The organism is Nocardia sp. NBC_00881, from assembly GCF_045207455.1.
Classification (GTDB): Bacteria; Actinomycetota; Actinomycetes; order Mycobacteriales; family Mycobacteriaceae; genus Nocardia.
On record NZ_CP108798.1, the window covers coordinates 381632 to 407280 of the forward strand.

Annotated in this window: 23 protein-coding genes and 2 pseudogenes; 9 read left to right on the forward strand and 16 right to left on the reverse strand. The window is 66.4% G+C overall.

The features are described 5' to 3' along the window. Positions 1 to 49: 49 nt before the first annotated feature. The 6 genes and pseudogenes from OH799_RS01150 to OH799_RS01175 all read right to left on the reverse strand — a co-directional run. Positions 50 to 238 carry a hypothetical protein gene (locus OH799_RS01150; RefSeq protein WP_406274430.1) on the reverse strand — a complete coding sequence of 63 codons (189 nt, stop codon included), beginning with the start codon at positions 236 to 238 and terminating at the stop codon, positions 50 to 52. 314 nt (positions 239 to 552) lie between these two features. After that, positions 553 to 960, reverse strand: a complete 408-nt coding sequence (locus OH799_RS01155) for a group II intron reverse transcriptase/maturase (RefSeq protein WP_406274433.1) — start codon at positions 958 to 960, stop codon at positions 553 to 555. 548 nt (positions 961 to 1508) lie between these two features. After that, positions 1509 to 2651 (reverse strand): phosphotriesterase, encoded by a 1143-nt coding sequence (locus OH799_RS01160; RefSeq protein WP_406274436.1) that lies wholly within the window; start codon positions 2649 to 2651, stop codon positions 1509 to 1511. After that, complete coding sequence (locus OH799_RS01165) at positions 2648 to 3607, reverse strand: DMT family transporter (RefSeq protein WP_406274439.1); 960 nt, start codon at positions 3605 to 3607, stop codon at positions 2648 to 2650. Before OH799_RS01165 ends, OH799_RS01160 begins: the two co-directional genes overlap by 4 nt. A gap of 442 nt (positions 3608 to 4049) precedes the next feature. Further along, positions 4050 to 4481, reverse strand: coding sequence for a nitroreductase/quinone reductase family protein (locus tag OH799_RS01170; RefSeq protein WP_406274441.1), 432 nt, complete (start codon positions 4479 to 4481; stop codon positions 4050 to 4052). A gap of 415 nt (positions 4482 to 4896) precedes the next feature. Then, a pseudogene (locus OH799_RS01175) lies at positions 4897 to 5373 on the reverse strand (hypothetical protein); the annotation flags it as partial. Positions 5374 to 5631: 258 nt separating this feature from the next. On the opposite strand from OH799_RS01175, the pseudogene OH799_RS01180 reads away from it, so the two are divergent. Next, positions 5632 to 5856 (forward strand): annotated as a pseudogene (locus tag OH799_RS01180) (transposase); the annotation flags it as partial. Between the two features lie 538 nt (positions 5857 to 6394). Next, positions 6395 to 7237 carry an alpha/beta fold hydrolase gene (locus OH799_RS01185; protein WP_406274444.1) on the forward strand — a complete coding sequence of 281 codons (843 nt, stop codon included), beginning with the start codon at positions 6395 to 6397 and terminating at the stop codon, positions 7235 to 7237. Positions 7238 to 7453: 216 nt separating this feature from the next. On the opposite strand, the gene OH799_RS01190 is transcribed toward OH799_RS01185, so the two are convergent. From OH799_RS01190 to OH799_RS01210, 5 genes are all read right to left on the reverse strand, one after another. Further along, entirely contained in the window at positions 7454 to 8245 is a 792-nt protein-coding gene (locus tag OH799_RS01190; RefSeq protein ID WP_406274447.1) for an MFS transporter, read from the reverse strand. Further along, positions 8242 to 8976 carry an MFS transporter gene (locus tag OH799_RS01195; RefSeq protein ID WP_406274450.1) on the reverse strand — a complete coding sequence of 245 codons (735 nt, stop codon included), beginning with the start codon at positions 8974 to 8976 and terminating at the stop codon, positions 8242 to 8244. The genes OH799_RS01190 and OH799_RS01195 overlap by 4 nt, the downstream gene beginning before the upstream one ends. Positions 8977 to 9185: 209 nt before the next feature. Further along, a complete protein-coding gene (locus OH799_RS01200) occupies positions 9186 to 9554 on the reverse strand; it encodes a hypothetical protein (RefSeq protein WP_406274453.1) in 369 nt (122 codons plus the stop codon). Continuing rightward, positions 9554 to 9832 carry a hypothetical protein gene (locus OH799_RS01205; protein WP_406274456.1) on the reverse strand — a complete coding sequence of 93 codons (279 nt, stop codon included), beginning with the start codon at positions 9830 to 9832 and terminating at the stop codon, positions 9554 to 9556. Before OH799_RS01205 ends, OH799_RS01200 begins: the two co-directional genes overlap by 1 nt. 34 nt (positions 9833 to 9866) lie before the next feature. Continuing rightward, complete coding sequence (locus OH799_RS01210; RefSeq protein WP_406274459.1) at positions 9867 to 11291, reverse strand: MFS transporter; 1425 nt, start codon at positions 11289 to 11291, stop codon at positions 9867 to 9869. A 175-nt stretch (positions 11292 to 11466) separates the two neighbouring features. On the opposite strand from OH799_RS01210, the gene OH799_RS01215 reads away from it, so the two are divergent. Next, positions 11467 to 12057 (forward strand): TetR/AcrR family transcriptional regulator, encoded by a 591-nt coding sequence (locus tag OH799_RS01215; protein ID WP_406274462.1) that lies wholly within the window; start codon positions 11467 to 11469, stop codon positions 12055 to 12057. Between the two features lie 28 nt (positions 12058 to 12085). Further along, on the forward strand, positions 12086 to 12985 hold the full coding sequence (locus OH799_RS01220; protein WP_406274465.1) for an alpha/beta fold hydrolase: 900 nt from the start codon (positions 12086 to 12088) through the stop codon (positions 12983 to 12985). A gap of 749 nt (positions 12986 to 13734) precedes the next feature. Here the strand turns inward: OH799_RS01220 and OH799_RS01225 are convergent. From OH799_RS01225 to OH799_RS01240, 4 genes are all read right to left on the reverse strand, one after another. After that, positions 13735 to 15054 carry an MFS transporter gene (locus tag OH799_RS01225; RefSeq protein WP_406274468.1) on the reverse strand — a complete coding sequence of 440 codons (1320 nt, stop codon included), beginning with the start codon at positions 15052 to 15054 and terminating at the stop codon, positions 13735 to 13737. Further along, positions 15051 to 16178, reverse strand: a complete 1128-nt coding sequence (locus OH799_RS01230; RefSeq protein ID WP_406274471.1) for a PLP-dependent cysteine synthase family protein — start codon at positions 16176 to 16178, stop codon at positions 15051 to 15053. The genes OH799_RS01225 and OH799_RS01230 overlap by 4 nt, the downstream gene beginning before the upstream one ends. A 105-nt stretch (positions 16179 to 16283) precedes the next feature. After that, positions 16284 to 16670: a hypothetical protein gene (locus tag OH799_RS01235; protein ID WP_406274474.1), complete on the reverse strand. Its 387-nt coding sequence runs from the start codon at positions 16668 to 16670 to the stop codon at positions 16284 to 16286. A 524-nt stretch (positions 16671 to 17194) separates the two neighbouring features. Beyond that, positions 17195 to 17302 carry a heavy metal-associated domain-containing protein gene (locus OH799_RS01240; protein ID WP_406274477.1) on the reverse strand — a complete coding sequence of 36 codons (108 nt, stop codon included), beginning with the start codon at positions 17300 to 17302 and terminating at the stop codon, positions 17195 to 17197. A 565-nt stretch (positions 17303 to 17867) separates the two neighbouring features. Here OH799_RS01240 and OH799_RS01245 point away from each other — a divergent pair. The 5 genes from OH799_RS01245 (at position 17868) to OH799_RS01265 (ending at position 23963) form a co-directional block, all read left to right on the forward strand. Continuing rightward, positions 17868 to 18713, forward strand: coding sequence for a hypothetical protein (locus tag OH799_RS01245; protein WP_406274480.1), 846 nt, complete (start codon positions 17868 to 17870; stop codon positions 18711 to 18713). Positions 18714 to 18842: 129 nt separating this feature from the next. Then, the gene (locus OH799_RS01250; RefSeq protein ID WP_406274482.1) at positions 18843 to 20234 is read left to right on the forward strand and encodes an MFS transporter; all 1392 of its coding nucleotides are present in this window, start codon (positions 18843 to 18845) and stop codon (positions 20232 to 20234) included. 634 nt (positions 20235 to 20868) lie between these two features. Next, positions 20869 to 21081, forward strand: a complete 213-nt coding sequence (locus tag OH799_RS01255; protein WP_406274485.1) for a copper ion binding protein — start codon at positions 20869 to 20871, stop codon at positions 21079 to 21081. Positions 21082 to 21137: 56 nt separating this feature from the next. Next, positions 21138 to 22064: a hypothetical protein gene (locus OH799_RS01260; RefSeq protein WP_406274488.1), complete on the forward strand. Its 927-nt coding sequence runs from the start codon at positions 21138 to 21140 to the stop codon at positions 22062 to 22064. A 60-nt stretch (positions 22065 to 22124) separates the two neighbouring features. Beyond that, positions 22125 to 23963 (forward strand): heavy metal translocating P-type ATPase, encoded by a 1839-nt coding sequence (locus OH799_RS01265; protein ID WP_406274491.1) that lies wholly within the window; start codon positions 22125 to 22127, stop codon positions 23961 to 23963. 770 nt (positions 23964 to 24733) lie between these two features. Here the strand turns inward: OH799_RS01265 and OH799_RS01270 are convergent. Next, positions 24734 to 25558 carry a TnsA-like heteromeric transposase endonuclease subunit gene (locus tag OH799_RS01270; protein ID WP_406274494.1) on the reverse strand — a complete coding sequence of 275 codons (825 nt, stop codon included), beginning with the start codon at positions 25556 to 25558 and terminating at the stop codon, positions 24734 to 24736. Positions 25559 to 25649: the final 91 nt, after the last annotated feature.

Sequence of the window (25649 nt, forward strand, 5' to 3'; positions counted from 1 at the left end):
ATCGCCTGCTATGTGCCCGTACCGTGTCCGTCGAATCTCGGAGGGTGTCTCATGTGGGGAGTTTCTTGTAGCAGATGAGCGCGGCAGCATGGTTGAGAAACGCCGCGAAGAGATGGCCGTGGCGTTCGTAGCCGATGGTCAGATGCCGATATCTGAGTGGTGCGCGCGGTTGCCCGGTGTGGATGTGGTCGTGGCAGGTGGAGCAGACCACGAGGATCCTGCTTCTCCGGTTCGCCATGGCTGTAATCCATTGGGGCTGAATCGGTCCGGGTCTTCTAGTTTGCGAGCCTGTGGATGTGGTGGACTTCGACCTTGCCCACGGAGCCGCAGAGTGCGCAGGTGAACGCGAGGAGGCGGGTGAGGACCTCTTTGTGCGGATGGTCGACCCGGATCGGCTGGGTGTCAACGACTGTCGCCGTTTTCTGCCGGTGCACGGTGTCTCGCCGAACTGTGCGACCAGTGGGTTCCTGCTGTCGCGTCGATACGTGCTTCGAAGCAGGTGCGTAGCCCGTGCGGTGTCATGATTTTGGGTTTGTGCTCGGCCGCCATCTCCTACATCGACGAGCGGTGCTTGCCTGCCAGGGTCTCGAGCATGGAGGTCTCCATGACCCAGCGCAGCCGGTGTAGCCGATAGACGTCCCTGGCGAGCAGGTAGTACTGGACGATGCCCCGATAGATAGCCCCATAGGTTGCGACGATGGTGTGGTCGCTGCCGTTTGTCAGGGCCGCCTGCTGGGCAGGTTTGCCGCGGCGCAGATAAGGGGCGGACTTGGCCTCGATCACCTCACGCGGAACATGAAGAGCGATCTGACTGTTGACGCGACGGTAACGGCCGGTCTTCTTCGTGTCGTTGTGCTGGACGGTGATCTCGTAGCCGAGGAACCGTGCCGCGCCTGTGCTTTCTCCTGGGACCCAGATGGGGGAAGACAGCCGGATCGATTTCGTGTGGCACGCGGGCACTCCTGACTGGGTACATCGCTCATCTACACACCGCAGATCAATGGCAATTCGACACTACCTCGGCGCGGAAAATGTTGGCATCAGCCAATTTTGATGTTTACACAACTTGGGTGACGTAGGTTGGCGAGTGCCGTCCTGGGAAAGACCCTGCCGTGCAGGGTGTCTCGCAAGTGATTGCTCTCACTGATTCATGGGGATGAAGTCGGTAGATCCCTTTGAGGGCGTCCGGTTCGCCGAACTTCGGTTCTAGGAAGGGGGTTTCGACGATGTGCGCCTATAACGCTGACAACCGCGCGCACCGCGCGCCGGTTGGTAGTCGGCCGTAGGTCCGGCGCAAGGCTCATGTGCGTGGAGGAGGAATTTAATGGGTGCATCGGACCGAGATGCTGTCCCACCGGACAGAGTGTCGTCCGATCTGGGCCCGATCGACCCCGCGATCCTCGAGATGGGTGCCGGAGACCACACCCGGTAGGCACGCAGGTGCTTATCGGGGGTCGAGGAGAATCCGCCCGATCCGGCGCTAACGAGTTACCGCACATAGTTACTCGCTATGCGTGCTCTGCGGACGACAAGTCGCCCGGTCCCCGCTTGGCGAGTTCCCCGCTTCGGCAAAGGTCCGAACTGAGGCCGCACGCTATGTTCAGGGTCTCAGTCTGGTTGTGGCCGGTCAGCATCCGGGCGGGGTTGTCTTGCAGCAGTGTGTTGATCAGGGTGGGGTTGATTCCCTGCTCGGTGAGCATGTCTGCGAAGACGGTCGGGATGAACACGAATCCGTTTCCGCCGTTGCGGGTCCACATTTGTTTGAGGAAGACGTCGTGGCTGAGCAGGATTTGATCCGGGTGGCGTGTCACCAGGTTCGCGACCGCGGCTGCGATGAGTTCGGGGTCCGGTGAGCGGCCTTCGTGGGGGAAGGTGATGTCCATGCCGATCATGTCGAATTCGAGCCAGACTCCGCGTTCGGCGACGCTGAGCTGGTAGGTGGTGTCGGCGGCGGACGGGTCCATGTGGGCCAGGACGACCCGTTGTGGTGCTACTCCGATCTGGTCGACCACGATGTCGAGTACCTCGTGCGCGCGTCGCTGCCATCCCGGGAGGTGGATCATGAGGGCGCGGGTGGGATGGTCGAGTTGTGCCAGCGCTGCGGCGCGCAGCGAAGCGTGTTCGGCTGGGGTGAACCCGGGGGAGACACCGATTTCGCCGATGATGCCGGGTTTCACACTGTCGGGTCCGACGCCGTGGGCCAGCTCGTCGGCGATGGTGTAGGCCAGTGCATCGACGGTGGTGGCTGTGATCCGTCGCCCTTCGGATTTCTCGAGGTATGCCCCGCAACCCATCACGATATTCAGCCCTGTTCGCCGCGCGGTCTTCACGAGAGCGTCCGGGTTGCGTCCGATGGCGGCGCTGGATGTGGCGTCGACGATGGTTCTCCCGCCGAGGTCGGCGAACTCGGTGATCTCGGCGACGACTTCGTCAACGGGTTTAGCGGTCAGGTTGTCGAGGCAACAGTACGGGTCGTGGCGCAACGCCCACGCGGCAGCGGCGGCGACGGTGCTTGTGGTGAGGAATTCGGTGAACTTGTGGCTCGATTGATCCCGAGCACCGGCCAGCTCGTTGAACAGGTGCTCATGCGGCAGCACCATCCCGAGTTCGCTCACCGGCACGGGGCCGGTGACCGTCTGCACAGCGGTCACCGGGCTGCTCCTGCGCGGTGACCAGTGGTGCGCGCCGGAATCGCGGCGATCCCAGCAGCAGCGAGCGCGAGGACGGTCCCGACCACTGTCACGACATGAAGCGACGCATAGGTTCCGGGCACGACTCCGTTGAACAGCAGTGAGCCGAGTAGCTGGCCTGCGATCGAGGCCAGGCCGAGCAGCAGCAGCCCGAGGCCGCGCACCAGCAGCGCCATCAACCCGATGGACAACAATCCGAGTGCTCCGCCGGTGTACATCCACCACACGGCTGGAAGCCTGAAATGCGCCGTCCCCACGGCCAATCGGATCAGCAGCCCCGCTGACAACACGACGAAACCGACAAGAAAGTTGAAGGCTATCGCGACGATCAGTGATCCGCTGTGCCGGGCTACCGCCGCGTTTCCGGCGGGCTGCCATCCAGCCAGCAGCCCCGCGCCGAAGGGCAATGCCGCAAGAAAGATCGCATGCGGTACATGGAAGTTCGGGGAGATCGCCACAGCGGTCGCTACGACGGCCAAGCCAGCTCCCAGGATCCGAACACCGGACAGAAGCTGCGGTACCGCCGTCGTGACACCGATCCGGTCACAGACCACGCCGGAAATGATCAGTCCGCAGATCAACGAGATCTGGAACACGGCCACACCGAGCGATCCCACCGAGACACCTTCGGACAGCACGACCGCCGCCCCGCACAAGCCCGCGAGATAATTCCACCAGCCCAGGGTGCCGCTCCGCATGAGCTGGGGAAGCCTCAGCGCCCGGGCACGCCATCGCCGATGAACACCCACGACAGCGGTCATGATCAGCAGCCCGGTACCGAAGGAAACGACCGCCGCAGCGTTTCCGTCCCCCACCGTGCTGCCGAGCGCCCCGTTGACAGCCGATTGCAGCGGACTGAGCGTTCCCGCTGCAACCGTCGCGACCAACAGAAAGGCAACACGAGATGCATTCCGCACCGCAGCACTGGGATTCGCAGGCACCACAACAGATTTGGCGTGCTCGGACACACGGTCTCCCTTCGGGTGATCGTTCATGATCGCCCGCGCCCCAACCTGGCCCGACTTCAGCGCATTCCCATCGACGGGGGGCCACAGACGGGCTTGCACGCGATCACCACACAAGATGAGGCGGTCTAGGGGTCGCGGTAGTGCTCGCCGAAAATCGGGCGTATTTACGCTTCGGCGCCGGTAGGGGTGTCAGGTGCATGCCCAACCGCGACTGGCTGACGTCGCCGCGTACGCGGCAACCGTTGCGCTCGGACCTGTGCGGAGGAGCCTGCGCCTGAACGTGTCTCGCGACAGACTCCCGGGCATCCCGTGCGTAGGCCCATATCCGCCTAGAATTCGGCCGATACTACGGCGACCCTTGAAAGCCGCGGTCGGTCTGCGTTGGATCTGTTCAGTCCCTCGGGGTGAGCAGGACCAGCGGAATTTCGCGAGTGGTGCGCTGCTGATAGGCGGCGTAGCCGTCATATCTCGCGATCACTTTCGGCCATAGCTCGGCGCGTTCCTCCGCAGTCGCGATCCGGGCGGTCATGCATCGACGGGGGCCGCTGCGGAACGACACGTCAACCTCGGGCTGGTCCCGCAGGTTCAGATACCACGCCGGGTGGACCGGATCACCACCGCGGGACGCCACGACGACGATCGTGTCGCCGTCGACCAGTGGGGCCGTGAGCATCACCGTGTGCGATCGTCCCGACTTCCGTCCGACCGTGGTCAGTTTCAGCGCCGGCATGCCGCTGAAGGAGTTGCCCAATTTCCTGCCGCTGGCCCGGATCAGGCCGCGGTGCGCGATGTTCATTGCCTTCAGGGCGAGGTTGGGTGGCAAAGAAGGGGCTCCTATGTCGAGGTTCGGCCGGAGGTCGAGGTTCGGCCCGGTCGTCCAGTGTGAATCGAGTACTTGCAGGCGGTGGCCATGCGGTTCAAGGCAACCAGGCTGATCGAGTCGCAGTATTGGATAAACGCGACAGCCAGGACTCGGACGCTTCATCCCCGGGTCGGTCGGTCGGGAGGAGCGGAGCACAGACGATTGGCGAACCCACTCTCATGCCGCCTGTCGAGCGCCCGGAGTGGTGACAGCCGCAGCTGGCACGTTGCAAAGCAGATCGGAACCACGCAGCACCCTCGTCATCAGCGCCACCTGACAAGGGGTTCCGGTAGCAAATCGCGAAAAACAACGACCTTGGCTTGACCAGCAGCGATAGCGTGTTGTCGGTCGATCCTTCAGTCAGCTGTTTTCGGGATCAGAGCGGGATGTATTCGCGGAGTTTGCCTTTGATGTGTGGCCGGGGGTCGCCGAGTTGCACGCCGAGGGTCGGCAGCCGGCGGGCGATCTGTAGTTCGGTCAGCGGCGCGGAGAGGGCTTTGCCGATATCGGCGTAGCCGCGGTCGTCGTCGGGATTGCAGGCGATGTCGGGGTCGACGGCCCGGACGCGGGCCACGGTGCCGTCCACGACGTACACGATGGCCTCGAGCTTGCGGCGGCGGGTCGAGGCGATCGGCCACCAACGCCGGTCGGCCTCATGCTGGACCATTTCGCTGGCGTAGGTTTCGCCATAGCGGCGGTTGGTGTCGGGATTCACCTTGGTTCTGCTGCTGCGGTACACGATCAGCGCGCAGTCGCCCTCGTAGGCACCGAGTTTGCGGTACAGGGTCGAGACAGCGACGTTGAACGCTGCGGCGATTTCCTCCATGGTGTGGTTGTCCTCGTCGTACATGCGCTGGGCCGCGTCGCCTCCGTGGTAGTCAAGACATCCATTGTCGCACTGCTGTTGCTGCCGGTATGGGCACTGGTCGCACGATGACCACGCCCACTGTGAACGAGGCGATCACTGCAGCCCGTATGGTGCACGGAAGATCATTCAGTTGGCACGGAACCGAAAACCATACTCGATCACCCGCACCAAGGGTGGCACAGGCCGGTGCGCGCGGTGATCGCGCTGGCCAGAACGACGGGGTCGGACAAAGCGGTGAAGACCGGGCTGGGCACGATCACCGGTGCCCGGGTGCTCGCCGAGTTCGGAGACGACCCCACCCGTTACGCCAACGCAAAGTGCCGCAAAAACTATGCAGGCACCAGCCCGATTACGCGTGCCTCCGGCAAGAAGAAAGTCGTGGCCGCTCGGTACGTTCACAACGACCGGCTCATCGACGCGCTGATGGCCCAAGCGTTCACCGCACTCAGAGTCTCACCGGGCGCACGTAACGTCGGCACGGCCACCTATCAGCTGCCGTGTCCTGGCCGCACACTCACACTGTAGTCACTACGCCTGTTTGTTCCGGTTCGCTCGTATCCGATCCCGGGGCGAGGGAACGCGGCTCAGTGCCGTCGTGGTGGGTCGTCTCTGGTCGAGGATGCTGTTCATCCGGTCGATCTCCTGCTGCTGTGTGGGGCGATGTCGTGGGTGATGCTGCTCGCGTCACCGTCTTTCCGGGCGTGCCATGCTCTGAGGCATCGGGATCGGCCGACGGTGCCGGCTTGCCGACCTGCTTCAGCAGCGAACCGTTCTGCGCCGCTCGGGTTGCGGCGCGGTCATGATACGGGCGGCGGAATCGAACACTCGCTGGTCCTGCGAACGGGCAGGCACCGGATCGGCCGTTTCCGTCGCCTGCGCACGGTGTGGGTACATCCTTTCAGGAAGGCTACGTCGTCGTGGTCGGTGCGAGTCGCCGCACCGCTCTGATGTGTCATCCCCGGCGTATCGCCGGAATTATTGCGGCGGCCGCTTCAAGGTACCCGGTATGGGTATGATCATGTTGGAGCTCGCGCATGAGGATCGGGAGAAATTGATGGCCTCGGACAGCTATCTCGCCTGGGAGGGTGCACGAATTGCCTATCGGCTCACCGGTTCCGGCTCACCACCGGTCGGCTATGCCCACGGCGTCCCGCTGAGCCGTGCGGCGGTCCGGCGGCTGGGTCTGTTCGACTTCGACGCGCTGGCGCCCGGCCGCCGCCTGCTCACCTACGACCAGCGTGGGCACGGTCACTCGACAGGGCGGCCGGTTGTGGAGGACTACCGGTTCGAGAACTTCGCCGCGGATCTGCTTGCGTTGCTCGACACTGTGGATCTCGGCGAGCCCATGGACCTCGCGGGTTCGTCGCTGGGCTGCGACTGCGCGCTGCGTGCCGCGATCGCCGAGCCGCACCGGTTCCGTCGGCTGGCGCTGCTGATCCCGCCCGCCTCATGGGAGAGCAGGCCCGGCCGGGCAACACAGTGGTATTTCGACACCGCAGACGATATCGAGACATTGGGACCGGCGGTGTGGCGGGAGAAGTCGGTCCACGCCGAGCCGCTGCCCATCTTCGCCGACTATCCGCGCTTCGATCTGATACCGGATGTCGCCGACGAACTACTTCCCTCGGTTCTGCGAGGGGTCGGCATGTCCGAGCTTCCGGACCCCGATGCGATCGCGTCACTGCGTCATCCCACCATCATCCTCGCTTGGGACACCGATCCGCTGCACCCGGTGTCCACAGCGCAGCGATTGCACGAACTGATGCCCAATTCGACACTGCACGTGGCGAAATCGGTGGAGGACATCAAGAGCTGGACCGGCCGCGTCGCCGAGTTCTTCGCCGACTGAAACTCCGCGGAAACCCCGTCGATCGACTGCGCGTCCCACAACCCGACCGATACGAGTCGACGGTCGCGTCCCGTCTCGACGTCTCCGTCGGGATGGTTCTGTCTGTGCGTACGACAATCCGCAGCACTTGTGCACCGTAAGGTCCCGGCCCATCTGCCTCGAGTCCGAGGCCCGCGGACTGCTCGCCGCGGGTCGGCACCTCCATCGCCACCGCGCTCACCGAGAGCGCTTCTTCGACGTCCGTCCTGTCACGAGGGCCAGGAACGCGCCGGCGATGACGACCGCGACACCGGCGATGAGTGCGGTAGCCATGGCGGTGTGGAAGCTGTCCAGGACGTTCGGCAGCAGTTGGGGTGGGGCGCCCGGTGCGGATCCGATCGCCACACCCGCGGTGACCGAATCCTCCACGGCGCGAGCCGCTTCGGAGGGCAGTTGAGCGGCGGAGGCGGTGGTGTGATCGCGGTAGGTGCTGGCAAACACGCTGCCGAGCAGGGCGATTCCGAGGACGCCGCCGAGTTCGCGGGTGACGTCGTTGAGTGCGGAGGCCACGCCCTGCTTCTCGGCGGGCAGCGCGGCCATGATCGCTTCGGTGGCCGGGGTGGCGGCGAAGGCGATTCCGCTGCCGAGCGCGAACACGCCGATCGCGATCGGTGAGTAGGACGAGTCGGCGGTGAGCGTGGTCATGACGATCAGCCCCGCTGCAATCATGATCATGCCCGCGGTGACCACGGGCCGGTAGCCGAGCTTTGTGTGCAGGGCGGGCACGATCGGTGAGAACACCATGGCGGCCAAGGCCAGCGGCATCAGGGCCAGCGCCGCGACGAACGGCGAGTAGCCCTTGATCACTTGCAGGTACTGCAGGCCGACGAAGAAGAACCCGAACATCGCCAGCGACTCCGAGGTGATGACCGTGGCGCCCGAAGCCAGGCCGTGCTGCCGGAACAGCCGCGGATCCAGCAGCGGATGCGGGTGCCGCAGTTCCCATCCCACGAAGACGGCCGCGCTCACCGCGGCGAGTACGAACGCGGGACGACGCGAGCCGAACCCCAGCCCTGTTGCGAGCCTTCGATCATCCCGAACACCGCCGACGCCACGGCGAGAACCGACAGCAATCCGCCGCCGACATCCACCTGCTCACCGCCGTCACGGTCGCGGCCCGGGATGATCACGCTGGCGGCCACGGTGATCGCGGTCAGTGCGACGTTGAAGACGAACACCGACCGCCAGGAGAACGCTTCGAGCAGGCCGCCCGCAGTGAGCAAGCCGATCAACGCACCACCGACGGTGACTCCCGACCAGACCCCGACGGCGCGGGCGCGTTCCTCGGGCGGGAACACCCGGGTGATGATCGACAGTGTCATGGGCATCACCGCGGCGGCGCCGACTCCCGCGATTGCTCGCATTGCGATGATCACGCCGATGTGGTCGACCGCGAGTACCGCCGCGGAAGAGATCCCGAACAGCAGTAGTCCCGCGATGAGCATGGCCTTGCGGCCGTAGCGATCTCCGAGTGCGCCCGCCATGAGCAGCAGGCCGGCGAAGGTGATGCCGTAGGCGTTGACGATCCACAGCAGTTGCGACTCGGTCGCGCCCAGATCAGTGGCGATGTCGGGGACGGCGACCATCAGCGAGGCCATCATTCCCACAACTGCGACCAGGGCGAGGCTCATCACCGTGAGGATCAGATTGCGCCGCAAAAGATTGGGATAGACCTTCGCGGTGTCGTGCAGCTGAACCATGGCGCAACTCCTTTCGAGAACTATGCGTCGGATGCGATCGGTCAGGGAGCGCTCACATGCAGTCCGGCGGGCGGCTTCCCGGCAGGACGAACGCCGCAACAAGCGATCGCGACGATGAGCGCGGTGACGGTGTTGGAGGTGAAAGCGTGGGTTGATCTGCTGGTGCAGGCACCCACGGTGCGACTGGCGGAGGCACGGTCCGACCGTGACTAGCTGAAGGCGGCGGCGACGAGTCCGATGCTGATCGCGAGGAACGAGCACACGGACAAACTCCGATACGCCAGCGCCTCGGCCAGACTCTCCCGAAAGGCCACCGGCAGAAACAGCGTCGGGTTCAGCAGAGCACCCGCCACCACCATGAGCGCGATCCAGAAGGACAGATCCGACGCTGCGAGTCCGACCGCGACGAGGACGAGCCCCATCATGATGTAGTCGAGGTGAGCCTGCAGGATCCGCCGCGGGCTGACGACCCCAATGCGCCGGACCCGGTCCGGGGCCGCAATGTCGGCCGCCACCGCCCAGCCGAGCAGCGTCCCGAACGCCAACTCCAATAGTCCGATCCGGACCAGAGCGCTCATCAGCCGCCACCATTCTTGCGGTGCCGGCGTCGGCCGTGCCGCCGCTGGCAGTAGCAGGCGCCGGGCAAGGTGCCACGCGGATGTAACCAGATTCCGGCCGGTCCCTCGTGCATCGGCGTCCAGGCGTCCAGCAGGATGGTTCCTGCCCATTCGTCACGCCGGCGCTCGACGGTGCCCGTGTAGTCCGCAGCGACGGTCTCCGTCGCCGGCTGGAGGTGCCCCCAGCAGCGCGCTGTCTGCCACGGAATTGGACACCGTAATTCCTCGGTTCGTGTCATGGCACAACTCCTTTCGAGAAAAGCCGATACTCGGTCAGTGGGCGCTGACCCGCAGTCCGGCGGGTGGCCTCCCTGCGGGGACGAGTGCCGCCGCCGCGATCGCGACGACGAGCGCGGTCACGGCGCTGAAGGTGAAAGCGTGGGTGAATCCACTGGTTTCGGTGCCGAGGGTGCGCAGGCTGACCGCCGCGATGGTGGAGATCACCGCGACACCGAGTGCCGACCCGACTTCGTGGAAGGTGTTCACCAGACCGGAGGTGACACCGGCCTGACTGTGGTCGATGTTGGCCAGCGCCGTCGTGGTGGCGGTCACGATGACCGCTCCCTGACCGGCCGCGGCGATGGTGAGACCGACGATCAACCCGGGGATTCCGCTCCACAGCGCGGGCACCGCCGCCCCAGCCGCGGCAACCACCAGACCGGCGACGCCGACAGGGCGATAGCCGAACCGGCTGATGACATGCCCGGCATTGTGGGCACCGACGATCGTGCCGAGCGCGACCGGCACGAACAACAAACCGGTCACCAGCGCCGACTTGCCTTGCGCCTGTTGCAGATAGAACGAGCCGAGGAAAAATCCGGTGATCAGCAGCCCGGTCGCCACCAGCATGAGCACCGCACCGGCCGCGACCGGGCGGCGCACCAGCAGGCGCGGATCCAGCAGCGGCCGCGCGGTGATGCTTTCATAGGCGATGAACACGGCATAGAGCACCGACGCGGCCAGCAGCGGAATCCAGGTGGCCGAATCGCCCCAGCCCTCGTCGCCGGCATTGATCAGTCCATAGATCGCCGCGCCGGTCGCCGTCGTCGCGAGAACCGCTCCGAGGACGTCTATCCCACCTGCTTGCCGCATCGGCGGTTGCGGCACCATGCGCGGGGTCAGACCCAGCAGTAGGACACCGACCGGCACGTTGACGAAGAAGATCCAAGACCAACCCGGCCCTGCGGTCAGCAGGCCACCGACCAGGACACCGACCGCGGCGCCGGTGCCGCCGAGCGCACCCCACACCCCAAGGGCTTTGTTGCGTTCGGCGCCATGAAAGGTCGTGGTCACGATCGACATCGCCGCCGGCGACAGCAGTGCCGCGCCGATGCCCTGCCCGACCCGGCCGCCCACCAGCATCGGCGCGGTCACCGCCAGCCCGGCCAGCAGCGACGACGCGGTGAACACGACCAGACCGGCCATCACCATCCGCCGGGCACCGAACAGGTCGGCTGCACGGCCACCGAAGATCATCAGCCCACCGAACAGCAACGTGTACGCAGTGACGACCCACGTCGCGGCGGCCCGGCTCAGATCGAGATCACCCCCAATATCGGGCAGCGCGACGGTCACCACGGTGATATCGAGGATCAGCATGAACTGGGCGACCGCGAGCACCGCCAAAGCGCGCCAACGACGCGGATCGGGCACGATGGTGGCCTCGTGGTCGTGATGTGTCGACGACTGCGCGTGCACGACACCCTCCTAAGTTGAACCTGTATGTTCGAGTTATGACGAGACCATAACTCGAACACGCGTGTACAAGAAGAAGGGGATGTGTGATGTGCGACACTTCATCGTCCGTCGTTGGTGTGGCATATAGTGGCGGCAAAACCCGTACATGCTTGTTCGAGAAGAGGTGAATCGGTCCGTGTCACCTGCGAAGACCGCGACAAGTGCGGCCAAGCGCGCCGATGCGCGGCGCAATATCACCGCGATCCTCGACGCCGCGCAAGAATGTCTGGTCATCAACCCTGACGCCAACGTCGCCGAGATCGCGAAGAAGGCCGGCGTCGGTCGCGTCACCCTCTACGGCCACTTCCCGTCCCGCGCGGAGCTCATCGACGCCGTGTTCACCCGTGCGGTCGCCGACAGCGACGAGACGCTCGACACCGTCGACATCGACGGCGACCCCCGCGAGGCGCTCGCCCGGCTCGTCGCCGCCTCCTGGAAGATCATCGACAGGTTCCGCGCACTGCTGGCCGCCGCGCAGAATCACCTTCCCGCCGAACGCATCCGCGCCGCCCACGACCGACCCATGCGCCGCGTCCAACGGCTCATCGAACGCGGCCGCACCGAAGGCGTATTCCGTGACGACCTGCCGCTGTCCTGGATGGTCACCGTGTACCACAGCGTCGTGCACGGTGCTGCCGGAGAGATCGCCGTCGGCCGTCTCAGCGACGACGATGCCGCCGAACTCATCACCAAGACCCTGCTGGCCGCCTACACGAAGCAGCCGTAACGGCAGGAACGCCGAGCCGAGGAACAGCATGGACAGCACCAGCGGTCGACCGGACAACCAGACCTCGCCCCAGCGGGACGACAGCCGGCGCACCCCATCGATCCGCGAAGCGGAAATCGACACCGCCGTCGCCCACTTCCACTACGCCCAGGCGGGAACCGGGCCCCCCGTACTGCTCCTGCCGGGCAGCGGCGGCTGGAAACTCACCCTCACCGATCTCACTGCAGCGCTCGCACGTCGTCACACGGTGTACGCCCTCGATCCACCCGGGCAGGGACTGACCCGGATTCACGACCGTTCCACAAGGTTCGGAACCGATGCGGTCGCGGACTCCATCCGCACTTTTCTCGATGCCGTCGGTATTCGGCGCGCCGCAATCGTTGGCCACTCGTGGGGCGGAGGTTTCGCGCTACGCTTCGCCCAGCTCCACCCCGAACGCCTCACACGATTGGCGCTCATCGCGCCCGGCGGCCTGGACGTCGCGGATAGGTGGGAATTCCGGTTGCTGCGATTGCCGGTGCTCGGCGAGATCGGCGTCCACCTGATCTCCACCGCATCGGTGCGGCACATGATACGCAAGTCGTTCGCCAATCGAGATCGCATCCCGGACAACCTGATTCAGGACTACGTGCGCATGATGCGGCAAGCGCCGGGCCGGGCCGAACGGCTGGCGGATCTATTGCGGGTGGAGCGATCCGTGCGGTGGAGCGACACCGAGCGCGACCTGTCCTCGGTCGATGCCCCGGTGCTGCTGCTGTGGGGTAGCGAGGACCGCTACTTCCCGGTCCGGCTGATGCAACGATTCACCGCCCGGCTCCCGCACGTCCAAGCGCACCTCCTGCCCGGCGGCGGGCATTCGCTACACGACGATCTACCCGACGCGACTATGCAACGACTCCGTCCGTTCCTCTCGGCCGACCTCGGATGACATAGTGTCGGAACCCCTCCACCATCTAAACGGTGCGGGCACCGCCGCGAACGCCCCGGGCCTGTTCTGATCGGTGTCCGTGCCGTACCACCGGGGAGCATCGACAATCGTCGACGCGCTGCCGCACCACACGCCGACCGGCCGAGGACGCCGCCGGCGACTTGCCTCAACACAGCCCGACATAGTCGGTTCGAGCCTGCCGGTGAGCTGCTACTACCCGCCACCCCGGTCTGGAACACAATGCAGGGGCGATCGCGTCGAGCACCACCCGGCACGCCGAGGGGTGCCAGGTGGTATGGGATCACTGCGACTGCCGGGTGCTGAGGAAGAGCACGGGCGCGTCGGGCCACGATCGGGCAGGTGCGTTGGACCTTTACCCGGTGGACCAGGTCGTCACCATTGCGGTGGCCTGGTGGTCGGCGTCGTGACGGTGCAGTACTCACTTGGCCGGATTGTCGGCGTCGTATTCGGTCTCCGCGGTGCGCAGCGGACCGATCGTGGCGGTGTCGTTGCGCTACCCGGGGTCGCGGTGGGCGAACGGGTATCCGTGCAGGTGCAGAGCGCGGACAGGTCCGATTTCGAGGCAGGGGTAGCTGCGCCCGCTCGCCTTTCTTCGGCGGCATTGGCGACGCGGATGTCCGGGGTGAGCCCGCCCGCCGCGGGCCACCGATCGGCCCATACGGCCTCCGGTCCCGGCGCTGCGCGTGCGACCGGGCTGTTGCCGAGCCGCCACACGACGACACCGGTTCTCATCGCTGGCCACGATTGGTTTCGACCGGTCCTACCGGTTGCGGGTGTCGGGGCGGTGGGGTGGGCTGCGTGTCGATCTGGTCGCCCGTGATCGGTTGCGCGGATTCGGATCGGTCGAGTCGGAGCAATGCGAAGGCGGCGAGGGCTCCGATGAGGCCGAGCCCGGCCCATACCGCCCAGTCCGCGCCGGCGGCGCGTGCGGCTCCGACGACGGTGCCGGTGGCGAGGTTGCCGACCAGGATCCCCACGCCGACGATGGTGTTGTAGAACCCGTAGTGCGTGGCGACGAGCTTCCCGCCCGCCAGCGAGACGACGGTGTCCATCTCGAATGGGAACACCGCCGCTGTGCCCACCGCCAGCAGCGCCGTCGAGACGAGTAGCGCGACGACACCGGCCACGGTGCCGAACCGGTCGGCCCCGGGCACCGCGAGAAGAGGCAGGAACGCCGCGGCGAGTATCGCCATCCCGACCGCAAGGCTGCGCCCAGTTCCCCAGCGTTGTTCGAACCATCCGGTGATGCGCAGTTGTCCGGCCACGGCCACGCCCCCCGAGATCACGAACAACGCCGATACCAGCACCTGAGCGTGGGCGCCTGCCAGATATTCGGCCTGCAGCGGCAACGCCAGATACACCTGGAACGACAGCACATACGATCCGATCATCGCCAGAGCGAACCAGAGGAATCGGCGATTGCCCGCGACTGTGCGCCAGTCCTGCAGCACCGAGGTCTTCTCGGCCGACTGCTCGGCGCGGCGTACCGGCAGGGCGAACAATTGCGCCACGGTCAGGATCGCGAAAACGACCGCAGCGACCGCAGCGGTCACTCGGAAGTCGAGGACCATCAACGCCAGGCCCACCAGAGGCCCGGCCAAAATGCCGGCCTGGTAGAAGACGTTGAACACCGCGAACGCTTCCACGCGGCGTTCACCGGTGTCGGCGGCCAGATAGGCGCGCACGGCCGGGTTGAACAGGGCGCCCGCGAACCCTGTCGCGGCGGAGGCGATCAGCAGCCCCGGCAGTGAGGTAGCGAACACCAGCAGGGCGAAACCGCCGGTACGCAGCAGACAGCCCACGACGATGAGCGGTTTATAGCCGAGCCGGTCGGCGAGTGTGCCGCCGATCAGGAACATGCCCTGCTGGGAGAAGTTGCGCACCCCGAGCACCAATCCGACCGCCCACGCCGCCAGCCCCAGGGGCCCGGCGAGGTAGCCGGCCAGGTACGGCATCAGCATGTAGAAGCCGAGGTTGATGCCGAACTGGTTGATCATCAGCAGCCGCGCCGGGAGGTCGAAGCTGCGGAAGCTCCTCAGTACGGTCACGAGGCCTTCTCTCCTGCCCGGTTCACCGCATGCGGGTCAACGATAGTGGTGCAGCGGGTCCACGAGCGCACCACCGTCTCGGCGGGATGGGCGATGAGGGCCGGTTCGATCGGCGGGTCGGTGTCGAGCAGTCCGTGCTCGGCGCAGTAGGTGTCGTTGTAGATGGTGTCGAAATAGCGTTGCGGTCCATCCGGGAACACCGCGGCGATGCGCGTGCCTTCCGACAGTGTGCGCGCGGCCCACCCGGCGACCAGCGCCACGGCCCCCACACTCCATCCACCGGTCGCGTAGTGGGTGCCGGCCAAGGCGCGGCAGGCCCACACCGCTTCCGACGGCGCGACCCAATGGACTTCGTCGAACGCGGGGTAGTCGACGTTCCGGGGGAAGATGCTCGAGCCCAGCCCGCGCATCACCCGCGGCCCGGCCGGCTGGCCGAAGATGGTCGAGGATATGGTGTCGACTCCGATGAGTCGCAGAGCGGGGTTGAACCGTCGCAGCACGCGCGCGACCCCGGCTGAGTGTCCGCCGGTTCCCACCGCGCACACCAGCACGTCCATCCTGCCCAGTTGCTGCATCAACTCCAGTCCCAGCGACTCGTAGCCCTCGACGTTGTCGGGGTTGTTGTACTGATCAGGGCACCAGGCACCGGGGTCGTTCTCCAGCAGTTCGCTGACGCGATCCCGGCGGGCCTGCTGCCAGCCGCCGCTGGGGTGCGGCTCGGTCACCAGATCGACCCGCGTACCGTAGGCGGCCAGTAGTCGCGCGACGATCGGTTCCAGTCCAGGATCAGTCACCACGGTCACCGGATGGTGATACACCATCCCCGCCAGCGCCAAGCCGAGTCCGAGTGTGCCGCTGGTGGACTCGATGATGCGGGCACCCGGTGCCAGATCACCACGCTGCTTGGCGCGGCACACCATGTGCAAGGCGGGACGATCCTTCATCCCGCCGGGATTGAAGCCCTCCAATTTCGCCCAGAACCCACGACCGGGCGGCGCCAACGGCGCACCCACCCACACCACCGGGGTATTGCCGACCAGACCACTCGACCCCCGCGCCGGGGCCGGAGGCGCGAACGTCTTGACAGTGTCCCCGGCGGGCACTCGGAACGCGACGTTGTTCATGTTTGATGCTTTCTGTATCCGAACCGCCACCATGGGCGGTGAAGACGGTGAGCAGGCAGCGAACACCGGCCGACGGCGCAACGGCGCCGGCCTGGCGCTGACCGATCAGCGTCGGGCGATACAGAATTTCGTGAGAATGCCCTGCCCGTTCAATACGGGTAACACGCCGGGGGGCCCGCGAGTGCCACGGGATCCGGTGAAGACCAGGGCGAGCGCGACCAGCGCAACTGCTGCGATCAGCGCCGGCCACGGCAACGGCGCAACGGCTGCTCCACCAGAGGGGAGCACCGCTTTCTCGATGCAATGGATCATGTGCTGGTCACAGTGGTCGCTCAGATAGGCATCCAGGGCGTGCAGATGATGAGCCTCGGAGCCAACCGCCACTGCAGCGACCGCACCTCCACCCAGGTGAGTGTGCTCATCATCTCCGTGCAATGCGCAATCGACCATCGGAGCGATGAGCAGCATCGCTAGCAGCAGTGCCAGCAACACACCCCGCAGACGTCCGAAAATGTTCACCGTGCACCGCTGGGAGTCGGGCAACCGGTGCGGTCGCCGCCGGTGGGCCCGGTGGGGCGAAGGAGGTGCGCCGATGCGGCGGCGTGGAACCCGATCCACACGCTGCCTCTGCGAATCGGCATGTTCGGACAGTTCACTCACCTGCACCACCTCCTTCGAGCCACTCATCCCTCGCGCTGCGCTGCAATATCGGCGACGCACGAGCGCGCCGTTTGCGAAACAACCTACTATCCACTTCCATGATCCGCGCCGTCCTGTGAGGAGCGCTACCGATGACGCCGGGCGTGGGAAGCAATCACGCGCCACCCCGGCGGGTTATCCGCGCAGCCATGGCCGGGCAGGCAGGCGCGCGAATCGCTGCAGATCCCGAGGGATCGCCCTCATCCTGGCGCGTTGCTCAGGCGAGGACTCGGGATCCGACACCTTCGATGGCGTTCTTGACGGCATCGGAGTCGGCCGCGTCGGTGGCTTCGATCGTGACCCGTCCGGTGGCCGGATCAGCGTCGACACCGGTGTATACCGGCAACCGCGCCCAGTGCCGTCCGGACCTTGGAAGCACAACCGTCACAGGTCATTGCCGCGACGGTGACGATCGAAGTACTCATGTCATTCCCTTTCGAACGAGCGTGGACCCGATCCGAGTTGATCACCCGTCACGGGGCCGAACACTACCAAATGTACTTCTACCCCCCAGGGGTATATGTCAACACACGCGGGTGGATGCCCGCCGAAGGTTCACCCTCGGGTGGTGTGACCGTCTCGCCGGGTTATGGCCGTGGCGACGAGTTCCTTCGACTCGGGCGCCCGTCGGCCGGGGTCGACGGAGTCGGGTGCCCGCCCGGCGGCCAGCCATGTGGAGCGAACCGCGAAGAGGCGGTCGGGGCCGGCGCCTGTCCGCGCGGACCGTGGCCCGCGGCAGTCTCGATGGGGCGGGCCTGTGGCGGGATCGAGAAGTGCGGCGCGAACGCGGGGCCGGGATCGAGTGGCCGGCGCAGGATGTTCCGGCGCCGTGGCACTCGACCCGCGTCACGATGAGAACCCGGCGACATAGGCCGGATCCTCGACGAACTGTGAGTGAGCCATGCCATGGACACCCACCTCTTGCATATACCCCCAGGGGGTATTATGTTTTCGGGTGTCCACCACAGCAGGATCGGAAAGGCCGCGACAATGACCACTCAGACTCACTCTCATCACCATGGCCAGCACGCCGCTCATATCGGTCACGGTCATCACGCCGAGCGCGCGGCCGCGTCCGCCCACGCCGGTCACGGAGATCACGCCGCGCACGGCGGCGGAGCGCCGGGCGGGCTCCAGATCACCCAGGACGGGTACACCTTGGAGTTGGCGGAACCCATCACCGAGCCGGGTGGGATCGACTTCCGGTTCCGGATCCTGGGACCGGACGGGAAACCGGTCACCGATTACACCGCCATCCACGACCGCAACCTGCACCTCATCGTGGTGCGGCGCGAACTGACCGGGTTCTGGCATGTACACCCCGAACTGGGCGCCGATGGCACCTGGGCGGTGCGGCTGAACCTACCGGAAGCGGGCGCATACCGCGTATTCACCGATATCGCTCCGCGCGCGCTCGGAAAGACCATCACCCTCGGCGCGGATCTCGCCGTGGCGGGTCCGTACCGACCGCAACCCACTCCGGAGGGCGCGCGCACCGCGATCGTGGACGGATACGAGGTGAGCCTCGACGGTGATCTCGTGCCCGGTGAGGGCCGCCTGCTCACTCTCACCGTGCGCGAGGCCGGCGCACCGGTCACCAATCTGCAGCCGTACCTGGCCGCCTACGGGCATCTGGTGATCCTGCGGGCGGGCGATCTGGCCTATATCCACGTGCATCCGAACGGTGAACCCGGCGACGGTGTGACCGCGCCCGGACCGGATGTCGCCTTCCACACCGCCGTACCCGGACCCGGCACGTACCGCCTGTTCTTGGATTTCAAGCACGGCGAGGTCGTGCGCACCGCAGCCTTCACTCTGCCCACTGTTACCCACTGATCACCGCACGCTGGTGAGCGGGCGCATGGTGCGCCCGCTCACCACTACCGGCGAAGGAGCCCGAGATGTGCGAGTGCTGCTGTCGAAGCACCCGTGACCCACCCCAACTCGTCCGAGGAAGTATTTGCGATGCGTTCCGCGCTCATGACCAGCTCACCGTTCCGCAACTATGACTACCTGCGCCTATTCACCGCCCAGGTGACCGGTCTGTTCGGCACCGGATTGACCACCGTCGCACTGGGATTGCTCGCCTACGAACTCGCCGGGGCCGCCGCTGCCGCCGTCCTCGGCACCGCCCTGACCATCAAAATGCTCGTCTACGTCACGGTCGCGCCGATTGTGGGCGCCTACGCCGACCGCTTTCCCCGCCGATTGTTCCTGGTGTCACTGCATCTGATTCGCGCCGCCGTCGTGCTCGCATTGCCGTTCATCGACCAGATCTGGCAGATCTACGTGCTGATCGCCGTACTCCAAACCGCTTCGGCCGCCTACACTCCGACCTACCAGGCCGTCATCCCCGACATCCTGCCCGATGAGCGCGAATACACCCGGGCCCTGTCAGCGACCCAGTTGGCCGCCACCATGGAGACCCTTCTGAGCCCCATGCTCGCCGCGGCCGCGCTGACCGTGATGAGCTTCCACTGGCTGTTCGTCGGTACCGCGATCGGATTCGCTATCTCGGCGGCGCTGGTGATCACCACCCGCATACCGAACGTGACCGCCGCGACCGAGGGCTCCTTCCGCGAACGGATCGCGGTGGGCATGCGCATCTTCGCGGCCACACCGCGACTGCGCGGCCTGCTCGGATTGAACCTCGTTGTCGCCGCCGCCGGATCGGTGTTGATGATCAACACGGTCAACTACGTCCGCGACACCCTCGGTGGCACCCAGTCCGGCGTCGCGATGTTGCTGGCCGCCAATGGTTTCGGCACCATGCTCGTCGCCCTGTCCCTTCCCCGCGTGCTCGATCGCCTCGGCGCCCGACCGGTCATGCTCACCGGCGCGGCCACCCTGCTCGCCGGACTCGGATCGGCCATCGCCCTGTCCTTCGCCGATGCCGGTGGTTGGCGCTGGGCCGCCGCGATCGCGGTGTGGGCTACCGTCGGTATGGGCACTGCGGCGATACTGACACCCACAGGGCAGGTACTGCGCCGCTCGTCCCGGCCGGCTGACCGCCCCGCACTGTTCGCGGCCCAGTTCTCGCTGTCGCATCTGGCGTGGCTGCTCACCTACCCGATCACCGGATTGCTGACCACCGTCGCCGGTTTCACCACGACCTGGGTGGTCCTCGCCGTGCTCGCGGTTGCGGGAATTGCTGTGGCACTGCGGATGTGGCCGCATCACGATCCGGAGGTCATGACCCATCTGCACGAAGTCGGCACCATCGATCCGGCTCGACTGATCGACGCCGTACGCGTGGACGACCGTTTCTACCGGCACACCCACGCCTACGTCATCGACGCCGAACACCCACGTTGGCCGACAACACAACAGCGGCTGGTCGAAACCGCCGCCGCCTGAACAACCCCATCGAACCCATGCACCTGGTGGGCACCCGAATTCCGGGTGCCCACCACGGGGGTCGGCCCATCTACGGCCCGTTCGGCGTGAGTGCAACGAGCCCCGTCCGTGCCTCTCGTCGATCGTCTCGGCCGCTGCCCCGAACGCGCACGCTGCGGGCGGCACGTTCTGTGGTGAGCGCGTCATCGCGGAGTTCACCAGGCGCGCGCGAACGATATGTCTCCTCGAGATACAGCAACGGCGCCACTAGTTCCTGTCGTGGTCTGCGGTAGCCCTATGCCGGGTCGTCGGTACGGGTCCATGGACGGCCCCTGGCGAGCCTGGCGCTGCGACGCGGCGGTGGTCTCCGCCGACGCTCACTAATTCTCCCACCGAGGTGCCGCTGAGATCGCGGTGCCGAGCATGGGAATTGCAAACCGGCGACCTACTGCCTGGCGCCACCATGAGGTGGGCGGCGCATCGATTCGGAAACCGCAGATCGAACGTACCAGCGACATGATCGGTGGACCGGCGGCAGCAGCTTCGGTGACGCCCCTGAGGGAAGCATCACAACCCCTAGACCACATACCCCATGGGGGTATTATGGAGTTTGTTCAGCGGTCGGAGCCGCCACATCCGGAGGAGGGAGATACAGATGAGCGCCGCAACCACCACCGTGACGGTCACCGGCATGACCTGCGGCCATTGCGTGTCCTCGGTCCGGGAGGAAGTCGGCAAGATCGACGGGGTCACCTCCGTCGATGTCGACCTCGCCGGCGGGCTGGTCACCATCGGCAGCGCGGCTCCTGTGGAGCGCGCCGCGATCGCGGCGGCTGTCGAGGAAGCCGGCTACGAGCTGGCCGACTGAATCCATCCCGACAGAGCCACGCCAACCACCCACCATTCGGAAAAGGGAGCCTCCCGATGAACACAACCACCAAGTTCGCCGGATTCGCCCTCGGCCTCGCGGCGGTCTTCGGGATCGCTCTCGGCGTCGGCGCCGCGGTCGGTCCGGAACCCTCCGAACCGGCCGCGCACGACTCCCACGCGGCCGGATCCGCCACCGCTGGCGGCTCCGCCACGGACCCGGCGGGCGGCCTGCTCGCCACCGTGGCCGGTTACACGCTGAGTCTGGACAACGCCACCACCACCGCGGCCGACGCCCAACTCCGGTTCCGCATCCTCGACGCCGACGGCGCGCCCGTCACTCGATACGTGCGCTCACACGACAAGGACCTGCACCTGATCGTGGTCCGCCGCGATATGGCCGCCTTCCAGCACGTGCACCCGGTGCTGGACGAAACGGGAACCTGGAGAGCTTCGCTGAACTTGTCCCGAGCCGGCGACTATCGCGTCTACGCTGACTTCACCCCCGAGGGAGGCGAAGCGCTGACGCTCGGCGCCGACCTGCGGGTCGCGGGCCAGTACGACGCGCAGCCGCTGCCGGCGTCGGCAACCACCGCCACCGTCGGTGAGTACACCGTCACGCTGGACGGGAGAATCACCCCGGGCCAGTCCTCGAAGATCACCCTGTCGGTCAGCCGCAGCGGTCGACCGGTCACCGATTTGCAGCCCTACCTCGGTGCGTACGGTCATCTGGTCGCCCTGCGCGCATCCGACCTGGCCTATCTACACGTGCATCCCGAAGGTGAGCCCGGCGACGGGGTCACCCCGGCCGGTCCCGGCATCACCTTCTCCGTGACAGCGCCGACCCCGGGTGATTACCAGCTGTTCCTCGACTTCCAGCACGAGGGCGTCGTCCGGACCGCCGAGTTCACCGCGCAGGCTGTCCCCGGCGCGGCGGCGCCGCAGTCCGGGCACAGCGGCGAGCAACCCGGCCACGGCCACTGACCTCGACCAACCTCGCCTCAACCACCCATTTCCTCCCGGTACCACAGAACGGAGCGACCCATGACCACCGCGACACAACCACCCGCCACCGGGCAGGTCGAATTAGTGATCGGTGGCATGACCTGCGCGTCCTGCGCCAACCGCATCGAGAAGAAGCTGAACAAGCTCGACGGTGTCACCGCGACGGTGAACTACGCCACCGAGAAGGCCCGCGTCGACTTCACCGGCGATGTCTCCCCCGCGGACCTCATAGCCACGGTCGAACAGGCCGGCTACACCGCGGCCCTGCCCGCACCGAAGGTCGAGGCGACCGCCGCCGAACCGGCCGAGGAAGATCCGACCGCCTCGCTGCGCACCCGGCTGCTGGTCTCGCTGGTGCTGACCGTGCCGGTGATCGCCATGGCCATGATCCCGGCGCTGCAGTTCACCAACTGGCAGTGGCTCTCGCTCACACTGGCCGCACCGGTCGTGGTCTGGGGTGCGCTGCCGTTCCACAAGGCAGCCTGGACCAACCTGCGTCACGCCACCGCCACCATGGACACCCTGGTCTCGATCGGCACGCTGGCCGCGTTCGGCTGGTCGCTGTATGCCCTGTTCTGGGGCACCGCTGGCACGCCCAGCATGACCCACCCGTTCGAATTCACCATCTCCCGGATGGACGGCACCGGCAGCATCTACCTCGAGGCCGCAGCCGGTGTCACCACCTTCATCCTGGCCGGACGCTTCTTCGAGGCCCGGTCCAAGCGACGCGCCGGTGCCGCGCTACGAGCGCTGCTCGAGCTCGGCGCCAAGGAGGTCTCCGTGCTGCGCGCCGGTGGTGAGCAGCGCATCCCGGCGGAGCAGCTGGCCGTCGGGGACCGGTTCGTGGTGCGTCCCGGTGAGAAGATCGCCACCGACGGGGTGATCGTCGAGGGTTACTCGGCCGTGGACGCGTCCATGCTGACCGGCGAGTCCGTGCCGGTCGAGGTCGGCGTGGACGACACCGTCGTCGGCGCGACCGTCAACGTCGGCGGACGAATCGTGGTGCGTGCCACCCGCATCGGCTCCGATACCCAGCTCGCGCAGATGGCGAAGCTGGTCGAGGACGCCCAAACCGGCAAGGCGCAGGCACAGCGGCTGGCGGACAAGATCTCCGGCATCTTCGTCCCGATCGTCATCACGCTGTCGGTGGCCACCCTCGGCTTCTGGCTCGGCACCGGCGGCGCGATCGCCGCGGGGTTCACCGCGGCGGTCGCCGTGCTGATCATCGCCTGCCCGTGCGCCCTCGGCCTGGCCACCCCGACCGCACTGATGGTCGGCACCGGACGCGGCGCCCAGCTCGGCATCCTCATCAAGGGCCCCGAGGTGCTGGAATCGACCCGGCGGGTAGCCGGGCAACTGCTCGAACAGCAGCGAACGTGCCGCGCCAAACGCTCTTTCGACCGCCTGCTTGTCCGTCGGACGCAGCACCCGCGCCGGAAGGATGTTGCAGCCCAGCACTTGCTGAACCTCGACCAGGTGATGGTTGCGATAGACCGATCCGTGGTCGGTGGTGACCGTCTCCGGGGTGAAGAACGGCAGCCCGGCGACGCGGTGGCCTGCGAACTCGGCGACCGCGTTCGCCGGAAGGCCCGGGTAAGGCCACTCCATATCTTGACCCCAGTCCGGGCGCATCGGCAGCGGCATCGTGATGTCGCGCAACAACATCGCGACATCGATCGCACTGTCGGACACCAGCGTCAACCGGAACCCCACCATCGAGCGGGTGAACACGTCCAAGGCCAAGGTCAGGTGAACCGACACCGGTTCACCGAACACTGTCTCGCGGACCTTGACCGGCAGGACCGTCGAATCCAGCACCACCACCTGCCCGGGCCGGTGGATCGCCACGTGCTCACCCGAAATGGGTTTCGCCGCTGACCGGACGTAACGTTGCCGGCCGCCGCCGGATCCGAACCATTCACGCCAGGCCCGGCGCAGAGTGTCGTAGCTCGGGATCTGTTGTGCCGCTTCGGGTCCGAACTGCTCGCGGACGTATTGGTGGATCATCCGTTCCTTGGTGCGCATGCTCACACGGGACCGGTGTAGGCACTCGGTGTGGACCGCGTGGATCGCCTCACGAACCAGCTCCTCGATCCGATGCCCCGACATCGGCCGCAGCCACCGGTCATCGGCGCAGCCGATCGCACCGACCTGACGGCGACGCGTCTCCCACCGGATCAACGTGCGCAAACCCACCCGGTCCAGACCCAGCAACCGTGCCTGTTCCCGGTCGAGTGCGGCCAGCTCAGCCGCTTTTGCCCGCCGCCGCTGCGTCAGCGTCGTCGCCGCAGGGTCGTAGCAGGGCTTCGGCTCACCCGGTCCTGGCCGCAGCGGATCCCCACTGCGGTAACCTGCTTCGATCTCGAGCAAGTGCGAGATCCGCAACGCCACCAGCTCCCGCTGGTGCTCGGTCAGATCCGCCAGCGACGGTTCCTGCCGTCCCCGCGCCGCCGGTAGTAGCGCGCTCGCGCTGCTCGAAACCCGGCAGCCGGGATGGTGCATCAACACACCGACACCGGTCTGCATCCTTTGCCCGCCGACGACGGCGACCAGCATCACATGCCCGAACTGCGGCTCCAGACGCTCGACCACCCAATCGGCGCCGTCGAGCACGAGGACCGTTCCAGGCGACAAGTCCAGCCGATCCACTACCCGGCCTTCCGGCCCTCGGCCGCCGCCGCAACGATCAGCGTCCGGTCGGTCAGCGGCTGCGACAGGTCCATGCCCAGGCGGCGATGCCATAACAGATGCAGCAGAAACGCCCGAGCGACCGTTGGCGCCGATGTCGAGTCAGCCAGCTCGCCGAACGACACCGGCCCCGTCGCCGCATCCGACATCAGAACCTCGCCGATGCCTAGCTGGTCGTCCAACAGGCGACGCTGCGCCGACAAAGTGTCAACCGTCACCGCCGCATGCGGCTGCCATCCTCCGACCACGACATAACCCCAACCGTTCAGCGCCGCTACCTGCGCGGTCGCGGCAAACGCCACCTCGTCCCGTGAACGAATCCGCGCCGCCGGGCGCACGTCGATCAACCACCACCCAGACACCGTGGCGACCAGGAAATCCGGAACATGCTCCGCCCGACCCTCATTAGAGACATATCGCAGCCGCAACGGCTGCGACAACACATCCGTCACCGCACCGGCGAAGTCCAGCATCAGCAGCAGCCGAGCCTCTGCTAGCGACTCATACCCATGATGCCGGCCCGTGCCCACCAGATATTGCAACCCCGACCGATGCCGCTGCCCTTGCCGCCAGGAGAATCCGCGGACCGGCTCCCGGCCCGCCATCGGCAACGAGCCCAGATCCCGAACCGGCACCGAGACCTCACGCCCGCCCACCCGGCACGACACCGACCACGGCGTGTCCCACCGCAACCGCTCCCACGATTCATCAGAAACCGATGCCGCAATAGCCAATTCGGTCCACCGGCAGGTGTGCGACCACACCGGTTCAAGACTCAACCTCACCGCGACATCCAAGCCTATCCACGGTCACTCGCGCAGGACAGTCGCACCATTCCGACGAAGACCGAGAGGTAGACCCTCCTCGGCGCAATAA

What these genes read in the sequence shown, in the direction of transcription:
- OH799_RS01150 (WP_406274430.1), bottom strand. Translation starts at nt 238, where the DNA reads ATGGCGAACCGGAGAAGCAGGATCCTCGTGGTCTGCTCCACCTGCCAC.
- OH799_RS01185 (WP_406274444.1), top strand. Translation starts at nt 6,395, where the DNA reads ATGGGTATGATCATGTTGGAGCTCGCGCATGAGGATCGGGAGAAATTG.
- OH799_RS01195 (WP_406274450.1), bottom strand. Translation starts at nt 8,976, where the DNA reads ATGGTTCAGCTGCACGACACCGCGAAGGTCTATCCCAATCTTTTGCGG.
- OH799_RS01200 (WP_406274453.1), bottom strand. Translation starts at nt 9,554, where the DNA reads ATGAGCGCTCTGGTCCGGATCGGACTATTGGAGTTGGCGTTCGGGACG.
- OH799_RS01205 (WP_406274456.1), bottom strand. Translation starts at nt 9,832, where the DNA reads ATGACACGAACCGAGGAATTACGGTGTCCAATTCCGTGGCAGACAGCG.
- OH799_RS01220 (WP_406274465.1), top strand. Translation starts at nt 12,086, where the DNA reads ATGGACAGCACCAGCGGTCGACCGGACAACCAGACCTCGCCCCAGCGG.
- OH799_RS01230 (WP_406274471.1), bottom strand. Translation starts at nt 16,178, where the DNA reads ATGAACAACGTCGCGTTCCGAGTGCCCGCCGGGGACACTGTCAAGACG.
- OH799_RS01240 (WP_406274477.1), bottom strand. Translation starts at nt 17,302, where the DNA reads ATGAGTACTTCGATCGTCACCGTCGCGGCAATGACCTGTGACGGTTGT.
- OH799_RS01245 (WP_406274480.1), top strand. Translation starts at nt 17,868, where the DNA reads ATGACCACTCAGACTCACTCTCATCACCATGGCCAGCACGCCGCTCAT.
- OH799_RS01250 (WP_406274482.1), top strand. Translation starts at nt 18,843, where the DNA reads ATGCGTTCCGCGCTCATGACCAGCTCACCGTTCCGCAACTATGACTAC.
- OH799_RS01255 (WP_406274485.1), top strand. Translation starts at nt 20,869, where the DNA reads ATGAGCGCCGCAACCACCACCGTGACGGTCACCGGCATGACCTGCGGC.
- OH799_RS01260 (WP_406274488.1), top strand. Translation starts at nt 21,138, where the DNA reads ATGAACACAACCACCAAGTTCGCCGGATTCGCCCTCGGCCTCGCGGCG.
- OH799_RS01265 (WP_406274491.1), top strand. Translation starts at nt 22,125, where the DNA reads ATGACCACCGCGACACAACCACCCGCCACCGGGCAGGTCGAATTAGTG.